We start from the raw sequence: 16,378 nt of genomic DNA on the forward strand, positions 1-16,378 counted from the left end.
TACCAGAGTGGGGCCGCTCGCGCGAACCGGCTGAACCGTTCGGGCCCCCGTTACGTTGGTGCAGGAAGAGGTGGAGATGTCCGAGGATCAGGCCCAGATGCTGCGTGCGCTGCACGACGAGCACGCCAGCGCGCTCTGGCGGTTCGTGCTGCGCCTGACCGGCGACCGCCAGATGGCGGAGGACGTCGTTCAGGAGGCGCTGCTGCGCGCCTGGAAGCACCCCGAGATCCTCGCCCAGGGCGAGGCCGCCGCCCGCTCCTGGCTCTACACCGTGGCCCGGAACCTCGTCATCGACGACCGCCGCAGCGCCCGCTACGCCCGGGAGCTGGGCACGGACGAGGTCCCCGAGCGCCCGACCGCCGACCGCACCGACCAGGTGCTCGACGCCTGGCTGCTCTCGGACGCGCTCAGCGGACTGAGCCACGACCACCGCGCCGTCATCGTGCACGCCTACTACGGCGGCCGCACGGTCACCGAGATCGCCGCGCTGCTGGGGATCGCCCCGGGCACCGTCAAGTCTCGGATGCACTACGGGATGCGGGCCCTCAAGCTCGCACTGCAGGAGCGGGGGGTGACGGAGCTGTGAACCGCGACCCCTCCTCCGACGACCGGCACGACGACCCCTTCCGCGACTGGGACGCCGCGTACCTCCTCGGATCCCTGACCGCCGCCGACCGCCGCGAGTACGAGCTGCACCTGCGCGCCTGCCCCGGCTGCCGCGACTCCCTCGCCGAGTTCGTCCCGCTGCCGGGCCTGCTGGCCCACCTGCCCCAGGACGAGGCGGTGCGCCTGGTCGAGGAGCCGGAGGCGGCCGGCGATCCGGCTCCGGCGGCACTGCTGACCCGCCTCGCCGCGGCCACCGACTCCGTCCGCCGCCGGACGCGGCTGCGCATCGCGGGCCTGGTGCTCGCCGCCGCGGGCGTCTCGGCCGCCGCCGCCGTCGCCCTGCCGCTCGCGATCGGCCCGTCCCTCGCCCCCGTCGAGACCGTCGGCTCGACCGTCTCGCTCGCCGCGGCTCCGGGCGTCCCCGTCGAGGCCTCCGTGCGGTTCGTGCCGCAGCAGTGGGGCACGCGGATCGACATGGACTGCAGCTGGGCCGACACGGCCGAGCAGTACGCGGGCTCGGCCGGCTACGTCCTCTACGTCACGGACACCTCGGGCGGCACCGAGGCCGTCGGATCGTGGACGAGCGCGCCGGGGACGACGATGGAGCCCAGCCTCGCCACCGGGCTCCCGCTGTCCGAGATCGCCTCGGTCGAGGTGCGGCTGCAGGGATCGGACACCGTCGTGCTCACCGGCCGCCCCTGAGCGGGCCGCCGGATTCCCAGGTGCGCGCGCGGCGGACTGAGTAGCTTCTCAGTCATGACGATCGCGACCCTCGCCCTCGCCCCCGCCTCCGTGGCGACCGCCTCCTCCTCCGACAGCATCGACGAGCTCTCCGGACTCGTCGGCGTCGCCGCGCGGGTGATCGCCGCGCTCGGAGAGGCGGGCGTCGGCCTGCTGACGCTGATCGAGACGGTGTTCCCGCCGATCCCGAGCGAGCTCGTGCTGCCGCTGGCCGGCTTCCTCGCCCAGCAGGGCCGGATGAACCTGGTGCTGGTCGTGATCACGGCGACCCTCGGCGCCTACCTCGGCGGCCTGATCCTCTACGCGCTCGGCCACCGCATCGGCACGGAGCGCTCGATCCGCCTGCTCTCCAAGCTCCCGCTGGTCGACCGCGAGGACTTCGAGAAGGCGGTCGGCTGGTTCCGCCGGCACGGCACCTGGGCGGTCCTCTTCGGTCGCCTCATCCCGGGCGTGCGCAGCCTCATCTCGCTCCCCGCGGGGGCCGAGCGGATGAACCTGCTGCTGTTCTCGGGACTGACGATCCTCGGCTCCGGCATCTGGAACGGCCTGCTGATCGGCCTCGGCGCGGCCCTCGGCACGCAGTACGAGCTCGTCGACCAGTATGCGGGCGTGCTCGACGCGATCATCTACAGCGCGTTCGGCGTGCTGCTGCTCGCGCTCGTGGTGCGCCGCGTGCGGCGGCACCGTGCCGCGGCGCGCTCCGGATCGCGCCACTGACCTGCGTCCTCGGGCGGGCGGGCGCAAGGCCCCGCGCCACCCCGCCCGGGTGCCCTAACGTTCGAGGGGTCCGCACTCCCCGACGCGAAGGAACGCCATGTCCGAGACCGCCGCGCCCACGATGTCCCGCACCTCCGTCGAGCGCTGGTGGATCATCGCCGTCTCGCTGATCGCGATCGTGCTCGGCGTCATCGCCGTCCTGATCCCCGGTCCGACGCTGCTGACCGTCGCCATCGTCTTCGGCATCCACCTGATCGCCGCGGGCGTCTTCCGCCTGCTGCTGGCCTTCACCGCCTCGCGGCTCGATGCCCGGGTGCGCTGGCTCGCGGGCCTGCTCGGCGCCCTGATCCTGGTCGCGGGCATCCTGTGCCTGTCGAACCCGTTCGAGTCGCTGAGCGTCCTGGGCCTCGTGATCGGCGCGGGCTGGATCCTCGACGGCGTCTCGAGCATCACCAGCGGCCGCACCGTCGCCGGCCCCGCGTGGCTGCCGATCGCGGCAGGGATCGCCTCGGTCATCGCGGGCGTCCTGACGATCATCATGCCCGTGCTGGCGCTGGCCTCCTTCGTCACGGTCGCGGCCATCCTGCTGATCGTCGTGGGCGTCTCGGGCCTGCTCCTGCTCCCGGGCCGCACGAAGCGCCCCGAGGGCGCCGAGGCGTAGACCGCGCGGATGGCCGATCCCGATCTCGTCCCCGAGCTGCTCGTCGCCGACCTCGCCGGAGCCTGGGATTCTGGTGCGGTCCCTGCGGGTCCCGGATCCACTACGCCCGGCCTGAGGAGGGCTTCGCGTACCTGGTCCTCGGCTCCGCGCACGTGATGCTCGAAGAGGCGGGGCGGGGCCGCAACTGGATCGCGGCACCGCTGGAGCGCCCGTTCGGCCGGGGGATGAACCTGCAGCTGCACGTCGACGACGCGGACCGGACGGCGGCGGCGCTCGCCGAGGGCGGGACGCCGCTGTTCTCGCCGCTCGAGACCCGCTGGTACCGGGTCGGAGCGGAGGAGGCGGGCGTCCGTCAGCTGGTGGTGGCCGATCCCGACGGGTACCTGCTGCGGTTCCAGTCGTCGCTCGGACGCCGACCGGCTCGAGCGGACGTCCCCGTCGCTCCCTGACCGGCCGATCGCGCCACCATCCGCTCGGCTCAGGACGTCATGCCAGCGAGTGACGACCGTGACACCGCGCGGCTGGTTCCCTCGAGACATGACGCAGCACCCCGCCACCGCGACCCTCCCGCAGGTCCCGGCCGCCGCCCTCTCCGAGCCCGCGATCGAGCAGGCCGCCTCGGCGGAGCACGAGCCCCTCGTCCGTCCGGCAGACCTGGTGTCGGCGCTCACGGGCGTCGCGCTCTGCTTCTTCTCCCTCTTCGTCTACGCCATCGCGCACTGGCAGTACTTCGGCACGGACGTCGACGAGATGAGCGTCCTCGGCTGGCTCGCGCCGCTGATCGCCGGCGTCGCCTGCCTGCTGTCGGCCGTCGTGTCCGTCGGGGTCCGCGCCTCCGGGCGCCGCGCCGAGCGGACCGCGGCATGATCCCCGTCCTCGCCGGGCCCGGCCTCGAGGCCGCGGAGCAGCTCCTCGTCCGCGCCGGATGCCTCCGCCCCGAGCACCCGTGGGCGGCCGGTGCCGCCACGGAGGCCGCGCCGCGGATCGACTTCGCCGTCCTCGCCGAGCAGGCGTGCCTCCTCGACCTCTCGGAGGAGGCGGTCGCCCGCATCGCCGTGTCGCTCGCCACCGGCCGTCCCGTCGATCTGCGGAGCGCCTTCGGGCATCTCGCGCGCGACCACGCTCAGCTCGTCATGACCGCGGTCGCCGCTGCCGCCGGGCACGACCGCGTGAGCAGCCGGATCCGCGTGGTCGGCGACGAGCGCCGGGTCGAGACGGCGCCGCCCCTGGCCGTCTGGCCCTCCTGAGCCCCCCGCCCGCCCCGATCGGGCGGGCGCGCTCGCCGATCCGACCCTGGGCTCCGCGTTCCTCCGATGCTCCGGCCCGGTGAGCCGTACGGAGGTGCCGTGCCGCCGACCCGCGTCGCTACGGCCTTTCGGAGGTGCCCGGTTTAGGGTGTCCGTGTGCAACGAGTCGACGATTTCCCAGGAGCCGGACCGGTGGCGACCTCACCCGAATCCGGTGACCAGGGGGAGGCGTCCGCGCATCGGCTCTCCCCGACGGCGACCTCTCCCGTGCAGGTGACGAGCGGCGAGGCCGGCTACCAGGGCGGCAACGTGGCCGATCCGGTGTGGCAGTCGTGGCGCGACGAGCTCGCCAAGGTCGGCGGTCCGTCGCCCCTGCTCCACTTCGTGGACTCGCCCCGGACGCGCATCGAGCTCTCGACCACGCACCCCGGCGGGCTGCCCCCGTTCATCTCGGGCAAGACGACGCTCCTCTCCTCGCTCATCCGCGACGAGCTCGCCCTGCGCACCGCGAAGAACGCCGCGGGCGCGATCACCGACAAGGGGATCGAGCTGCGCTCGGTCCGCGGCATCGAGGGCGTCCACCTCGCCATCGGCCTCGCCCAGTGGCGCGCCGGCGACACGGAGTTCACCGCTCCCGTGCTCCTCCGCCCGCTCGCCATCCGCCGCTACGGCCGCGACTTCGAGCTCAAGCTCAAGGGCCAGCCCTACTTCAACCCGCAGCTCGCGCGCGCCCTCAAGCAGCAGTTCGGCATCACGATCGACCCCGAGCAGTTCGTCGAGCTGGCCGTGCAGAACGGCGTCTTCAAGCCGCAGCCGGTCATCGACCAGCTGCGCGGCCTGACCTCGCACCTGCCGTGGTTCGCCGTGCACCCGCGCCTCGTGGTCTCGAGCTTCGCCGACGTGGCGGGCGACATGCTCCGCGACGCCCGGATGCTCGAGCACCCCGTCCTCGACGCCGTCGCCGGGAACCCGGCCGCCAAGCGGGCGCTGCAGCAGTCGCAGAAGGTGGCGTCGATCATCCCGCAGGACGAGCGTCCTCCGGCGACCGACAACCTCCTCCTCGACGCGGACGCCGAGCAGGAGCAGGTGATCGCGAACATCGCGGCCGGCAACTCGCTCGTCGTGAAGACCCTCCCCGGCACGGGCGGCACCCAGACCATCGTCAACGCGATCGGCGCCCTGGCCGCCCAGCACAAGCGCGTGCTGGTCGTCAGCGCCCGCCGGTCGAGCCTCGACAGCATCCACCAGCGCCTGCTCTCGGCGGGCCTGGGCGGCATCGCGGTCGGGCCCCGCACGCTCCGCCGCGACCTCATCCAGTCGATCGGCCGCAATGAGAAGGCGGCGCGCCCCTCCGTCAGCGAGATCGACGACGCCCTGCTCCGGCTGCGGAAGGTGCTGCTCGACTACCGCGGCGCGCTCTCCCGGCGCGACGAGAGCTTCGGCGTCTCGGCGCTGCAGGCCCTCGAGGAGCTCGCCCGCCTCTCGCAGCTGCGGACGCCCCCGTCGACCGCCGCCCGCCTCGACCGCCGCTCCGTCACCGCTCTCGCGCACAGCCGCCCCGAGGCGACCCGGATGCTGATCGAGTCGGCACGCCTGGGCGAGTTCCGCTACGGCCCGGGCGACTCGCCCTGGTACGGGGCCCAGTTCGACTCCACCGCCGACGCCGAGATCGCCCACGAGCTGGCCAAGCGACTGCACCTGCGCGACCTGCCGCGCCTGCTCGACCGCGCCCAGGACGTCATCGGCCAGACGCGGATGCGCCCGTTCGAGTCGGTCGCCGAGCTCGGCATCTACCTGCGTCTGCTGCAGGACGTCCGCGAGACGCTGGACAAGTTCCAGCCGGCCGTCTTCGACCGCTCGATCCAGGACCTCATCGTCGCCACCTCGCCGCGCCGCGAGGCAGCCGAGATGTCGTCCACCAACCGCCGGCGCCTGAAGAAGCTCGCCCGCGAGTACCTGCGTCCCGGCGCGCACGTCACCGACTTGAACGCGGCGCTCCGCCGGGTGCAGCAGCAGCGGACGCTGTGGCAGCGCTACGCGGTCGCCGGCACGATCCCCGAGGTCCCGGTCGGCGTCGCCGACGTGCAGGTGGCCTACCAGCAGGTGACCGACCAGCTGAGCCGCCTCGACGAGCCGCTCGGCCGCCGCGGGACGAACCTGCAGCTCGCCTCGCTCCCTCTCGCGGAGCTGGCCTCGATGGTGTCCGGCCTCGCCGAGGACAGCGAGGTGCTGGCCAACCTCCAGGAGCGGACGACCCTCCTCGCCACCCTGCGCGACTGGGGCCTGGACCCGCTGCTCACCGACCTCTCGCGCCGCCACGTGCCGGCCGAGCTGGTCGCGGGCGAGCTGGACCTGGCCTGGTGGCGCTCGGCGCTCGAGATCATGCTGACCGACGAGCGTGCGCTGCTCGGCGGCAACACGAGCGTGCTCGACCGGCTCGAGGCCGACTTCAAGCTCGTCGACGAGGCGCACGCCGCCTCGAGCGCCGAGCTGCTGGCCTGGAAGCTCTCCGAGACCTGGAAGATCGGGCTCGTCGACTGGCCGCAGGAGCGCGACGCGCTGCGCGCGCTGCTGCGCACCGAGGCGGCGACGACCCCTCAGGAGCTGCAGAAGGCCGCTCCGCACCTCTCGCGCGTGCTCGCTCCGGCCTGGCTCGCCTCGCCGTACGAGGTGCACCGCATCGGCACCGAGACGACCTTCGACGCGGTGTTCCTCGTCGACGCCGGGGCGACCACGCTGGCCGAGAACGTCGGAGCGATCCGCCGGGCCAAGCAGGTCGTCGCGTTCGGCGACCCGGTCACGCAGACCCCCACTCCCTTCGGCCTGCGCGTCGACGAGACGCCGGAGTTCGGCTCCACCGCCTCGCGGACCGACGTGGAGGCGCTGCACGCCCAGTCGGCGCTCGCCCGACTCGGCGAGCTGCTCAACACCGTCACGCTCACCCGCAGCTACCGCGCGGGCGGCGAGGACCTGGCCGAGCTGGTCAACCGCCGCTTCTACGGCGGCCGCATCGACTCCCTGCCCTGGGCCGGCTCCTTCCTCGGACACGACTCGCTCCGCTTCCACTACATCGCGAGCGGGCACGGCATGCCCGAGAACGACTCCGGAGCCGTCGAGTCCGTCGACGCCGAGGTCGCGAAGGTGGTCGAGCTGGTGCTCGAGCACGCGGTGATCCGTCCGCGCGAGTCGCTGATGGTCATCACCGCGAGCCCTCGCCACGCCGTGCGGGTGCAGCAGGCGGTGCTGACGGCCTTCGCCAAGCGCACCGACCTGAGCGACTTCATCCTCGGCGACCGGCCCGAGCCCTTCGCCGTCGTGACGCTGGAGCAGTCGGTCGCGCAGAGCCGTGACCGCGTCATCTTCTCGATCGGCTACGGCCGGACGCCCCACGGCCGCCTGCTGTCGAACTTCGGCGCTCTCGCGGAGCCGGGTGGAGAGCGCCTGCTGGCGGTCGGGATGACCCGTGCCCGCCGCTCGATGGACATCGTCTCGTGCTTCCGCCCGGGCGACATCGACGAGTCGCGCATGCGCTACGGCATGGTCGCGCTCGCGCAGGTGCTGCAGGAGGCGGAGGACCGCGTCCAGCCGAGCGACCGCGACGACTACTCGGAGCCGATGCTGGTGGATCTCGCCGCGCGCCTCGAGCGCCGCGGACTCCGGGTCAACATCGGGCACAAGGGCAAGCTGGCCCTCGTCGCCGCGCACGGGACCCGTGCCGTGGTGGTCGAGACCGACCGCGACGTGAGCACGCAGAGCCTGCGCGTGTCGCTGCGCCTGCGTCCGGAGCTGCTGCGCCGGCTGGGCTGGCACTACCTGCGGGTGCACAACTTCGAGCTGTTCGCCGACCCCGAGGCCGTGGCCGCGCGGGTGGCCGGGCTGATCGGTGCGACCGCGGGGGAGGAGCAGACCGCTGCTCCCGCCGCCGGCGAGGCTCCTGCTGCTCCCGCCGCTCCTGCCGCCGCCGCCGCTCCGGCATCGGGGGAGACGCAGCCCGTCGAGCCGCTGCCGCGCGACTGATCGTGGCGCCGGATCCCGACGCCCCCGCGGGTGCCGACCGCCCGTTGCGGCGCACCCGCGGCGGTCGGCGGGCGACGCTCCCCGCGAAGCCCGGCACCGATCCGTCCCCGCACGACGCTCCGGTCGCCGACCCCTCCGCGCCGCCCGCGCGCCCCGACACCGGCCCGAACGACGCGCGCCTGCGCCAGGACGTCCCCCCGCACTACTGACGTCAGCCGGACCGGTCGGTGATCCGCGAGTCGGCGCTCGACCCGTCGACGACCTCGGACCTCACCCCGCCGCGCCCCGCCTCGACGAGCGAACGCGTCACGCCGCTGTCCGGCGACCGCTCACGTCGGACCCGGCGACGGTGACCGGCTGCTTCCCGTCCGGTGCCTGCGGACGATCGCGTCCGTCCGGTGCCTAGCTGATCGACCGCTTTCCGCCTCATGCCCGGCGATGTCCGATGAAGGCGTGGACACAGGAACGATCAGTCCCCGCCGGAGACGCTGAAGGCCCCGATAGGCGACCTACCGAGGGTGCAGGTGTCGTCCGAAACGCGTGCCAGCGTTTCGAACGCACTGTTCGCACACCGCTCCACGGAACGCTCTCCATCGGGAAGCCGACCGCGGTCTTCTTCCGCCTCCGGCGGAAGAAGACAGAGCGACTCAGTCGACGTGCTTGCCGGAGTTCGCGGTGGTTGCGGTGCCGTTGTTGGCGAGCAGATCGCGGATGTCGGCGAGGAGCTCGAGCTCGGTGGGGGCCTTGTCCTCCGCGGCGGGGGCGTCGGCGGCCTTCTTGGCGAACGCGGCGTTCTTGAGGTGGTTGATCGGCAGGACGAACGCGAAGTAGAGGACGAAGGCGACGATCACGAACTGGATCAGGGCCGAGACGACCGAGCCGTAGGCGATGACGGTCGGGTCCTCGCCGTTCTCTCCCGGTCGGATGGGCCAGACCAGGGCCTCGAGGGAGGAGGCGTCGAAGATCACGCCGATGAGCGGGTTGAAGATCCCCGTCACGATCGCGTTGACGATGGTCGTGAAAGCGGCGCCGATGACCACGGCGACAGCCAGGTCGATGACGTTGCCGCGGAGGATGAACTCCTTGAAGCCGTTGATCATGATTGTTCCGTTTCTGCCGTGAGCGGTGGGTGGCGGGTCAGCTCCCGGAGGAGGAACCCGAGGAGGAGGACCCGGAGGAGCCCGAGGACGACGAGGAGGAGGACGATCCGGAGCCCGAGGACCCCGAGCCGGACGAGGAGCCGCCCGAGCCCGATGAACCCGAGGATCCGGAGGAGGAGCCGCCCGATCCCGAGGAGCCCGACGACGAGTCGGATGAGCCGGAGCCGGATGCGCCCGAGCCGGACGAGCCGGCACCCGAGGAGGAGGAGCCGCCCTCGCTCGACTTCCCGCCGGAGCGGGAGTCGGTGCGGTAGAAGCCCGAGCCGTTGAAGGTCACGCCGACCGCGCTGAACACCTTGCGCAGCGCCCCCTGGCAGCTCGGGCACTCGGTGAGCGTGTCGTCGGTGAACTTCTGCTGGATGTCGAAGGCGTTGCCGCACTGCGTGCAGCGGTAGGAGTAGGTGGGCACAGGGGGCTCCTCGGAGGCGGGTGGGGGAGAAGGAGGACGGGGTCAGTGGCGCAGGTCGACGATGCCGGAGGGAGTGACGACTCCGTCGACGGCCTGGTCGTGGACCTCGCTGGGCACCCGGTCGACGAGCTCGCTGTCGAAGACGACGGCGTAGACCGGCGGGCACTTCTCCATCGAGCCGAGGGTCTTGTCGAAGTAGCCGCGCCCCCAGCCCATCCGCATCCCCTGCCGGTCGACGGTGGCGGCCGGGACGACGATGAGGTCGACGTCGTTGATCGCGATGGGGCCGAGCAGCTGCCCGACGGGCTCGGGCATGCCGAACAGGCCCTGGGTCTCGGTGTGGCCGTCGCCGACCGCCCAGTCGAGCAGGCCGTCCTGGCGCGAGACGGGGAAGAGGACGCGGATGCCGTGGCTCTCGGCCCAGCCCAGGAACGGCCGGGTGCTCGGCTCGTCCGGAGCGGAGAGGTAGCACGCGAGGGAGCGGGCCCCCACGCGGGTGGCGAGCTCGATCAGGTGGGCGGTGATCTGCTCCGCGGCCTGGTCGCGAGCGGTCGAGGTCTGCGTGCGGCGGCGCTCGCGCAGCTCGGCGCGCAGCGCCCGCTTCTCGTGCGTGATGTCGGCTGGCATGCGCTCAGTCTAGAACCGGGCCCCGCGCCGGCCTCCGCGCGGACGACCCTGAGGGACGCTCGTCCCGGACCGCCCCGGAACGGGGTCCGGCGCCTTCCGTCGCCGGTCCTGGCGCGAAACTCCCGCGACTTCCCCCGCCGCTAGGATGGCGCCCCATGGGCACTCGAATCCGCAAAGCAGTCATCCCCGCCGCAGGTCTCGGCACCCGCTTCCTGCCGGCGACGAAGGCCATCCCCAAGGAGATGCTGCCGGTCGTCGACAAGCCGGCGATCCAGTACGTGGTCGAGGAGGCGGCGGACGCCGGCCTCCAGGACGTGCTCGTGATCATCGGGCGCAACAAGAACGCGCTCGCCAACCACTTCGACTCGGTGCCCGAGCTCGAGCAGAACCTGTCCCAGAAGAAGGACGACAAGAAGCTCGAGCACGTCAAGTACGCCAGCGACCTCGCCGACGTGCACTTCGTCCGTCAGGGCGAGCCGAAGGGCCTCGGCCACGCGGTCTCCCGTGCGCAGCGCCACGTCGGTGACGAGCCCTTCGCCGTGCTCCTCGGCGACGACCTGATCGACGCCCGCGACCCGCTGCTCTCCCGCATGATCGACGTCGCCGAGCAGCGCGACACCACGGTCGTCGCGCTGCTCGAGGTCGACCCCGACCAGATCCACCTCTACGGCTGCGCGGCGGTCGAGGCGACCGACGAGGACGACGTGGTGCGGATCACCGGGCTGGTCGAGAAGCCCTCCAAGGAGGACGCCCCCTCGAACCTCGCGATCATCGGCCGCTACGTGCTGAAGCCCGACGTGTTCGGCGTGCTCGAGCACACCGCTCCGGGCAAGGGCGGCGAGATCCAGCTGACCGACGCGCTGGAGCGCATGGCGCAGGACCCGGCCGAGTTCGGCGGCGTCTACGGCGTCGTGTTCCGCGGCCGCCGCTACGACACCGGCGACAAGCTCGACTACATCAAGGCCATCGTGCAGCTCGCCTCCGACCGCGACGACCTCGGCAAGGACCTCAAGCCCTGGCTGAAGGACTTCGTCGCCGGCCTCTGAGCCCCGGCGAGCGCTCCTCCGGAACGGACGGGACCCCCTGCTGCGGCACGGGATCCCGTCCGTTCGTCCGTTCCCCGAGAGCACGGAACGCCGCGGAGTCCAGTCCCCCTCCCGCAGTGCGGCGGAGCAGTAGGGTCGCATCATGCCGCTCCCGATCCCGACGCTCACCGAGGGTCGTGTCACCGTCCGCCCCATCCGCGTGCGCGACGCCCGCCCTCTCGAGCGGGAGCTGATCGCGAACCGGTCGTGGCTGCGCCAGTGGGAGGCGTCCGACCCCCGGGGAGGCGCCGCATTCGACGTGCGCGCCAGCATCCGCTCGCTGCAGCAGAACGCGCGGGCCGGCGGGGGAGTGCCGTTCCTCATCGACTGGGACGGCGAGCTCGCCGGGCAGCTCAACATCTCGAACATCGGGTACGGCTCGCTCTCCTCCGGGTCGATCGGCTACTGGGTGTCCGAGCGCTACGCCGGGCGGGGGATCACTCCGATCGCCGTGGCCCTCGCGGCCGACCACGCCTTCCTCGACCTGGGGCTGCACCGGATCGAGATCTGCATCCGCCCGGAGAACCGGCCGAGCCTGCGCGTGGTCGAGAAGCTCGGCTTCCGCTACGAGGGCCTGCGGCGACGCTTCATCCACATCAACGGCGACTGGCGCGACCACTTCTGCTTCGCCCTCGTGGCGGAGGAGGTGCCCCGCGGCGTGCTCCGCCGCTACCTCGACGGGCAGGTCCCGTCGGAGGTCGGCGTGCCGACCGACGCGGATCTCCGCGCCTCGCGCCGCTCGGGTCTCTCCGGACCCTCCGACGGCGCCGGTGTCCCTCCGACGGGGCCCCGACTGATCCGCGATCCGCACGGACACACCTACCCGTAATGACGGACGGGAGTGCCCGGTGCTCCTAGCGTTGTCCGCATGAGTAGCGACTGGCTGGGCGGGGGCGTCGTCTGGGCGCTCGCCGCCGTTCTGTGGGTCGCCTACCTGATCCCCACGTGGATGCGCAGGCGGTCGTACAACGCGACCGAGCGCAACGCGGTGAGGCTGCAGCAGACGCTGCGGATCCTCGCCGAGACCGCGGAAGTGCCCGAGCACGTGCGTGCGGAGGCGACAGCCCGCGAGGTGGCGCTGCAGCAGCGCCGGCTCCGGGTGACCGAGACACGACGACGAGCCGAAGAGAAGGCACAGGCGATGGAGCTGGCACAGGCGGAGAAGGCGGCGCGCGACGCGCTGCGACGGGCGACCGCGAGCGCACGGCGGAGCACGCGGTCAGGGCCCTCGGTCCTGCGCTGGCGCCAGGGCGCCGCGCTGGCCGTGCTGGTCGGGGCGGTCGCCGCGCTGGTCGGGCTCGTGATGCTGCCCTTCGGCGGCACGGGTGCGGTGCCGCTCGTCGGCCTGCTCCTCGCCGTCGCGGGGCTCGGCACGCTGATCCTGCTGGCTCCGGGTCGCCGGCGCGCGGCCGCTCCGGCCGCAACAGCGACGACGGCCGCCGCGACCGAGCGCCGGCGCGCCGAGGTCTTCGAGGCCGAGCTCGCCGAGGAGGCGGCGGACGACGCCTCCGAGGAGCTCGCCGAGGACCGTGCGAGCTGGACGCCGCAGCCGCTCCCCAAGCCGCTCTACCTCTCCCGGGGCACGGTCGCCGCCTCCGCGATGGCGTCGATCGACGCCGTGGAGCGCCTGCGCACCGCCGCGGCGGAAGCGGAGCTCGCCCAGCGCGCCGCCGCGACCGCTCCCGAGGTGGCGCCGCTGCGCGTCCCGCGTGCTGCCGCTCCCGCTCCCGAGGCGCCGCGTCCCTCCTCCCGCTTCGCCGCGATGGGCGTCGTGGACGGCGTCGACGCGATCGACCTCGACCAGGCGCTGCAGCGCCGCCGCGGGGCCTGACCCGAGTGCGAGGCGCCTGCTCGTCCGTGCTAGTGTGGACGAGTTGTTCGGGCCGGTGACGGCTCGGAAGGCACGGGTCCGTGGCGCAGTTGGTAGCGCGCTTCGTTCGCAATGAAGAGGTCAGGGGTTCGAATCCCCTCGGATCCACCACCACGGAAGGCCCGCTCGAGAGAGCGGGCCTTCTGTGTTCTCCCGGCGGCCGGATCGGGAACCTCGCCTGTTCGGCGGGTCGACCGCCTCGCGGCCTCGACGCGCTCGTCGGCGGAGGAGTGGTCCGTTGGATCGGCTTCGGTACTAGGCGTCTCCGCCGATCCTGGCTCGACCGCCGAGGACGGCGACTCCCGTCGAGACTCCGGCGACTGCGACCATCGCGACGATGCCCAGTGCCCGGAGCACGAACGCCTTGTGCTCCGAATCCTTGAGTGCTTCGTCGTCGATCGCTTCTTTGAACAGCCGAAGGACCGAGTAGCGGTCCGCCGCGCTCAGGGTGTCACGATCCAGTTCGCGGTTCAGGACGGCGCGGTACTCGGCGAAGGCCCTGTGAACCTTCTTCTGACTCTTCCAGTTGGCTCGAACGGCTGAACTCGCCTGATCTCGCACTTCACTGAACGAGTCGAGGACGAGATTCTTGAAATCCGGGAACTGCTCGACGACCTTCAGGGCGAGCTCCTCGCTCATGTTCGGCAGCTCGGATGCGAACGCTATGAACTTCTCTTTCGACAGATTCCTCCAAGAGTCGATACCGATCCTCTGCTTGAGATCGTCCTCGTTCGAGTAGTCCATGCTGATCCCTCTTCCCTCCACGGCGACGGCCGATCATCGCTTCAGAGTATCGAGGAGTAGCCGTCGGTCCACGTGCTCTCCGGGCGGGAGAGCGCGCGGGTCGGTCGTGCAGGTCCTGACGATCGGGCGCCCGAAGCTGTGGGCCGCTCGCCTCCGTGCGTCCTCCGTGTCCCCCATCCGGGCCGCGCCTGACGGGAGCCGCCCTCCTCCGGTCCGTCGGGGGAGCCGCGGCGACGTACGCTCGCCCCTCGTGCTCTCGCAGCACGCGAGGCACTCGAACGATGGACGACCAGGGGACGGGACGACATGGGGACCACAGCACACAGGGCACGGCGGAGAGCAGCAGGGGTCGGCGCGGGGGCGATCGCGCTCCTGGCGGGGCTCCTGGCGGCACCGCCGGCGCAGGCGTCCGGGACGCAGACGCTGCTCGCGCTCGGCGACTCGATCACGCGCGCGGCCACGACCTGCGGGGTGAACCGCGACTGCGTCGAGAACTCCTGGGCGACGGGATCGGCGCCCGCGGTCGACTCGATCGCGAACCGGATGGCGGCGGCGGATCCGCGGACGGCGGTCCGCGCGGTGAACTACGCGAAGTCGGGCGCGGTCATCAGCGGAGTCGAGTCGCGGATCGACGCCGCGGTCGCGGCCGGGGAGGAGCCGGACGTGGTTACGCTGCTGATCGGCGGCAACGACCTCTGCTCGCTGAGCCTCTCGCCCGACTCCCGCGACGGCTACGCGATGACGCCCGCGGCCTCCTTCGCCGCGTCGGCGACCCGGATCCTGCGCTCGATCGGCGAGGAGTGGCCGGAGGCGACGGTGCTCGTCGGCTCGGTCCCGGACATCGAGTCGGAGTGGGAGGCCGTGAAGCCGACGCCGGGCGCCGCGATCTGGGCCTGGGGCGGGGTCTGCCGGACCCAGCGCGGAGTCGACGCCACGACCGGAGCCTCTCTGATCGGCTCGGCCTACACCGCCTCGCTCGCGGCGGCGGAGGACCGGGAGGCCGCCTTCAACGAGGCACTGGAATCGGCCTGCGCGTCCGCCGCGAACGACTGCGTCTGGGACGGCGGCGCCCTCACGGCGGCTCCGATCTCGCTCGACCAGCTCTCGACGGACGTCGACTACTTCCACCCGAACGTCGCCGGCCAGGCGATGATCGCGGAGGAGCTGTGGACGGCCTGGGGCCTCGGCGACGAACCGGCTCCGACCCCGACCCCGACTCCCACGTCGGCGCCCACCGCGGCTCCTGCTCCGGCACCCACGGGCTCGCCCGCGCCGTCGCGCGACACGACGGCTCCGAAGACCGTCATCACCGCGCCGACGAGCGGATCGACGGTGCGCGGCTCGGTCACCCTGGTCGCCACCGCCAAGGACGACGTCGGCACGACAAAGCTGAGCTTCTGGAGCGGAGCCACGCGGCTGGGCGACGCGACGAGGGCGTCGGACGGCACGTGGCGCCTGACCGTCTCGGCCTCCTCCTACCCGGCCGGGCGGTACGCGATCGTCGCGCACGCCTCCGACGCCGCGGGAAACCTCGGGCGGAGAGCTTCGATCACCCTCAAGCGCTGAGCGGCTGAGGGGGCCGCCACCGGCCCCCTCAGCCCCGCGCGACGAGCAGCACGTCGGGACGATCCCAGTTCTCGACGGTCTGCAGCACCCAGAAGATCCCGAAGAGGGCGAGCGCGACGGCCTCGCCGAGCAGGAGCCACTGCTCGCCGAGAAGTTCCGCTCCCCGCCCCGTGAGAAGCAGGAGCACCAGCGCCGCATCGACCGCGGCGATCAGCACCGCGAGAACGGCGTAGCAGCGGGAGTAGAAGCGCGGCGTCCCCGGCCCGCTCGCTCCCTCCTCGCGCACCGCGACGGCGTGCAGACCCGCGGTGACGGCGATGAGGAGGAAGAAGACGCCGGCGGCGGCGTAGTGGCCGAGCCGCAGGAACGACGGAAGCGTGCTCCAGGCCGCCAGAGCGATCAGGAGGGCGGCGGCGATCGCGGTGCGGACGAGCGCCCAGCGGTCGAGGACCCGGTCGAGGGCGAGCAGGATCACGGAGGCGACGAGGACGGCCGCGGCCGTGACCAGGTAGGCGGGCAGGGAGGCGGCGACCTCACCCGCGGCCGTCGTGGGAAGGCACGACGCCCCTCCCGCCGGGCACACCGCTCCCTGGAGGCGCTGCAGCTCCTCCGAGGCGAGGGGCACCGGCACGATCGCGATGACCGGCGCCGTCATGCCCGCCAGCAGCAGGAGGAAGCGCCGCACGCTCCTCCCGGCGAGGACGACCAGCGCGACGCCGACCGCGAAGAGCGCCCCGGTGAAGAGGGAGCGGACCGGGGTGTAGTACGAGGCGCTGATCGAGCGCAGCGGGCCTCCGACGACGAGCTGGTGGACGAGGCCGGCCGTGAGGAGCACCACGGCCGCCACCAGGGAGAGGCGGACGTAGCGGTAGGTGCGGAGGGAGGAGACGGCACCGCCCCCGCCCAGCGCGTCGCCGCGGGCCACCCG

Annotated in this window: 18 protein-coding genes and 1 tRNA gene; 14 read left to right on the forward strand and 5 right to left on the reverse strand. The window is 72.6% G+C overall.

The features are described 5' to 3' along the window. Window positions 1-76 precede the first annotated feature (76 nt). The 9 genes from C5C35_RS11905 to C5C35_RS11945 all read left to right on the forward strand — a co-directional run bounded on the left by C5C35_RS11905 (window position 77) and on the right by C5C35_RS11945 (window position 8,198). Entirely contained in the window at window positions 77-586 is a 510-nt protein-coding gene (locus tag C5C35_RS11905; RefSeq protein WP_104225070.1) for a sigma-70 family RNA polymerase sigma factor, read from the forward strand. Then, window positions 583-1,308 (forward strand): anti-sigma factor, encoded by a 726-nt coding sequence (locus tag C5C35_RS11910; protein ID WP_104263186.1) that lies wholly within the window; start codon window positions 583-585, stop codon window positions 1,306-1,308. The genes C5C35_RS11905 and C5C35_RS11910 overlap by 4 nt, the downstream gene beginning before the upstream one ends. Window positions 1,309-1,362: 54 nt before the next feature. Then, window positions 1,363-2,064, forward strand: coding sequence for a DedA family protein (locus C5C35_RS11915; RefSeq protein WP_104261104.1), 702 nt, complete (start codon window positions 1,363-1,365; stop codon window positions 2,062-2,064). A gap of 97 nt (window positions 2,065-2,161) precedes the next feature. Beyond that, complete coding sequence (locus tag C5C35_RS11920) at window positions 2,162-2,725, forward strand: HdeD family acid-resistance protein (RefSeq protein ID WP_104232862.1); 564 nt, start codon at window positions 2,162-2,164, stop codon at window positions 2,723-2,725. Window positions 2,726-2,877: 152 nt separating this feature from the next. After that, entirely contained in the window at window positions 2,878-3,174 is a 297-nt protein-coding gene (locus C5C35_RS11925; protein ID WP_219814170.1) for a hypothetical protein, read from the forward strand. Between the two features lie 88 nt (window positions 3,175-3,262). After that, window positions 3,263-3,592, forward strand: coding sequence for a hypothetical protein (locus tag C5C35_RS11930; protein ID WP_104263187.1), 330 nt, complete (start codon window positions 3,263-3,265; stop codon window positions 3,590-3,592). Then, window positions 3,589-3,972 carry a hypothetical protein gene (locus C5C35_RS11935; protein WP_104238332.1) on the forward strand — a complete coding sequence of 128 codons (384 nt, stop codon included), beginning with the start codon at window positions 3,589-3,591 and terminating at the stop codon, window positions 3,970-3,972. The genes C5C35_RS11930 and C5C35_RS11935 overlap by 4 nt, the downstream gene beginning before the upstream one ends. A gap of 192 nt (window positions 3,973-4,164) precedes the next feature. Next, complete coding sequence (locus tag C5C35_RS11940; protein WP_374952906.1) at window positions 4,165-7,989, forward strand: DEAD/DEAH box helicase; 3,825 nt, start codon at window positions 4,165-4,167, stop codon at window positions 7,987-7,989. A gap of 2 nt (window positions 7,990-7,991) precedes the next feature. Next, on the forward strand, window positions 7,992-8,198 hold the full coding sequence (locus tag C5C35_RS11945; protein WP_104232858.1) for a hypothetical protein: 207 nt from the start codon (window positions 7,992-7,994) through the stop codon (window positions 8,196-8,198). Window positions 8,199-8,636: 438 nt separating this feature from the next. On the opposite strand, the gene mscL is transcribed toward C5C35_RS11945, so the two are convergent. From mscL to C5C35_RS11960, 3 genes are read right to left on the reverse strand one after another with little or no spacing between them, the layout of a single operon-like run. Continuing rightward, the gene (gene mscL / locus C5C35_RS11950; protein ID WP_181027096.1) at window positions 8,637-9,089 is read right to left on the reverse strand and encodes a large conductance mechanosensitive channel protein MscL; all 453 of its coding nucleotides are present in this window, start codon (window positions 9,087-9,089) and stop codon (window positions 8,637-8,639) included. A gap of 37 nt (window positions 9,090-9,126) precedes the next feature. Then, on the reverse strand, window positions 9,127-9,558 hold the full coding sequence (locus C5C35_RS11955; protein ID WP_104223220.1) for an FmdB family zinc ribbon protein: 432 nt from the start codon (window positions 9,556-9,558) through the stop codon (window positions 9,127-9,129). 42 nt (window positions 9,559-9,600) lie between these two features. Further along, a complete protein-coding gene (locus tag C5C35_RS11960) occupies window positions 9,601-10,185 on the reverse strand; it encodes a 5-formyltetrahydrofolate cyclo-ligase (protein ID WP_104223219.1) in 585 nt (194 codons plus the stop codon). Window positions 10,186-10,340: 155 nt separating this feature from the next. On the opposite strand from C5C35_RS11960, the gene galU reads away from it, so the two are divergent. From galU to C5C35_RS11980, 4 genes are all read left to right on the forward strand, one after another. After that, window positions 10,341-11,231 carry a UTP--glucose-1-phosphate uridylyltransferase GalU gene (galU, locus tag C5C35_RS11965; RefSeq protein ID WP_104223218.1) on the forward strand — a complete coding sequence of 297 codons (891 nt, stop codon included), beginning with the start codon at window positions 10,341-10,343 and terminating at the stop codon, window positions 11,229-11,231. 142 nt (window positions 11,232-11,373) lie between these two features. Further along, on the forward strand, window positions 11,374-12,099 hold the full coding sequence (locus C5C35_RS11970) for a GNAT family N-acetyltransferase (protein ID WP_104223217.1): 726 nt from the start codon (window positions 11,374-11,376) through the stop codon (window positions 12,097-12,099). 39 nt (window positions 12,100-12,138) lie between these two features. Further along, a complete protein-coding gene (locus C5C35_RS11975) occupies window positions 12,139-13,101 on the forward strand; it encodes a hypothetical protein (RefSeq protein ID WP_104223216.1) in 963 nt (320 codons plus the stop codon). A 74-nt stretch (window positions 13,102-13,175) separates the two neighbouring features. Continuing rightward, window positions 13,176-13,251 (forward strand) — tRNA-Ala (locus C5C35_RS11980). A gap of 144 nt (window positions 13,252-13,395) precedes the next feature. Here C5C35_RS11980 and C5C35_RS11985 read toward each other — a convergent pair. Continuing rightward, window positions 13,396-13,884, reverse strand: a complete 489-nt coding sequence (locus C5C35_RS11985) for a hypothetical protein (protein WP_104226443.1) — start codon at window positions 13,882-13,884, stop codon at window positions 13,396-13,398. Window positions 13,885-14,190: 306 nt separating this feature from the next. Between C5C35_RS11985 and C5C35_RS11990 the strand changes: the two genes are divergently transcribed. Continuing rightward, window positions 14,191-15,450 (forward strand): GDSL-type esterase/lipase family protein, encoded by a 1,260-nt coding sequence (locus C5C35_RS11990; protein WP_104263188.1) that lies wholly within the window; start codon window positions 14,191-14,193, stop codon window positions 15,448-15,450. 28 nt (window positions 15,451-15,478) lie between these two features. Here the strand turns inward: C5C35_RS11990 and C5C35_RS11995 are convergent, their stop codons facing one another. Then, window positions 15,479-16,375 carry a hypothetical protein gene (locus tag C5C35_RS11995; RefSeq protein WP_104246708.1) on the reverse strand — a complete coding sequence of 299 codons (897 nt, stop codon included), beginning with the start codon at window positions 16,373-16,375 and terminating at the stop codon, window positions 15,479-15,481. Between the last annotated feature and the right edge of the window lie 3 nt (window positions 16,376-16,378).

Source organism: Rathayibacter sp. AY1F8, from assembly GCF_002932165.1.
In the GTDB taxonomy this organism is placed as follows: Bacteria; Actinomycetota; Actinomycetes; order Actinomycetales; family Microbacteriaceae; genus Rathayibacter.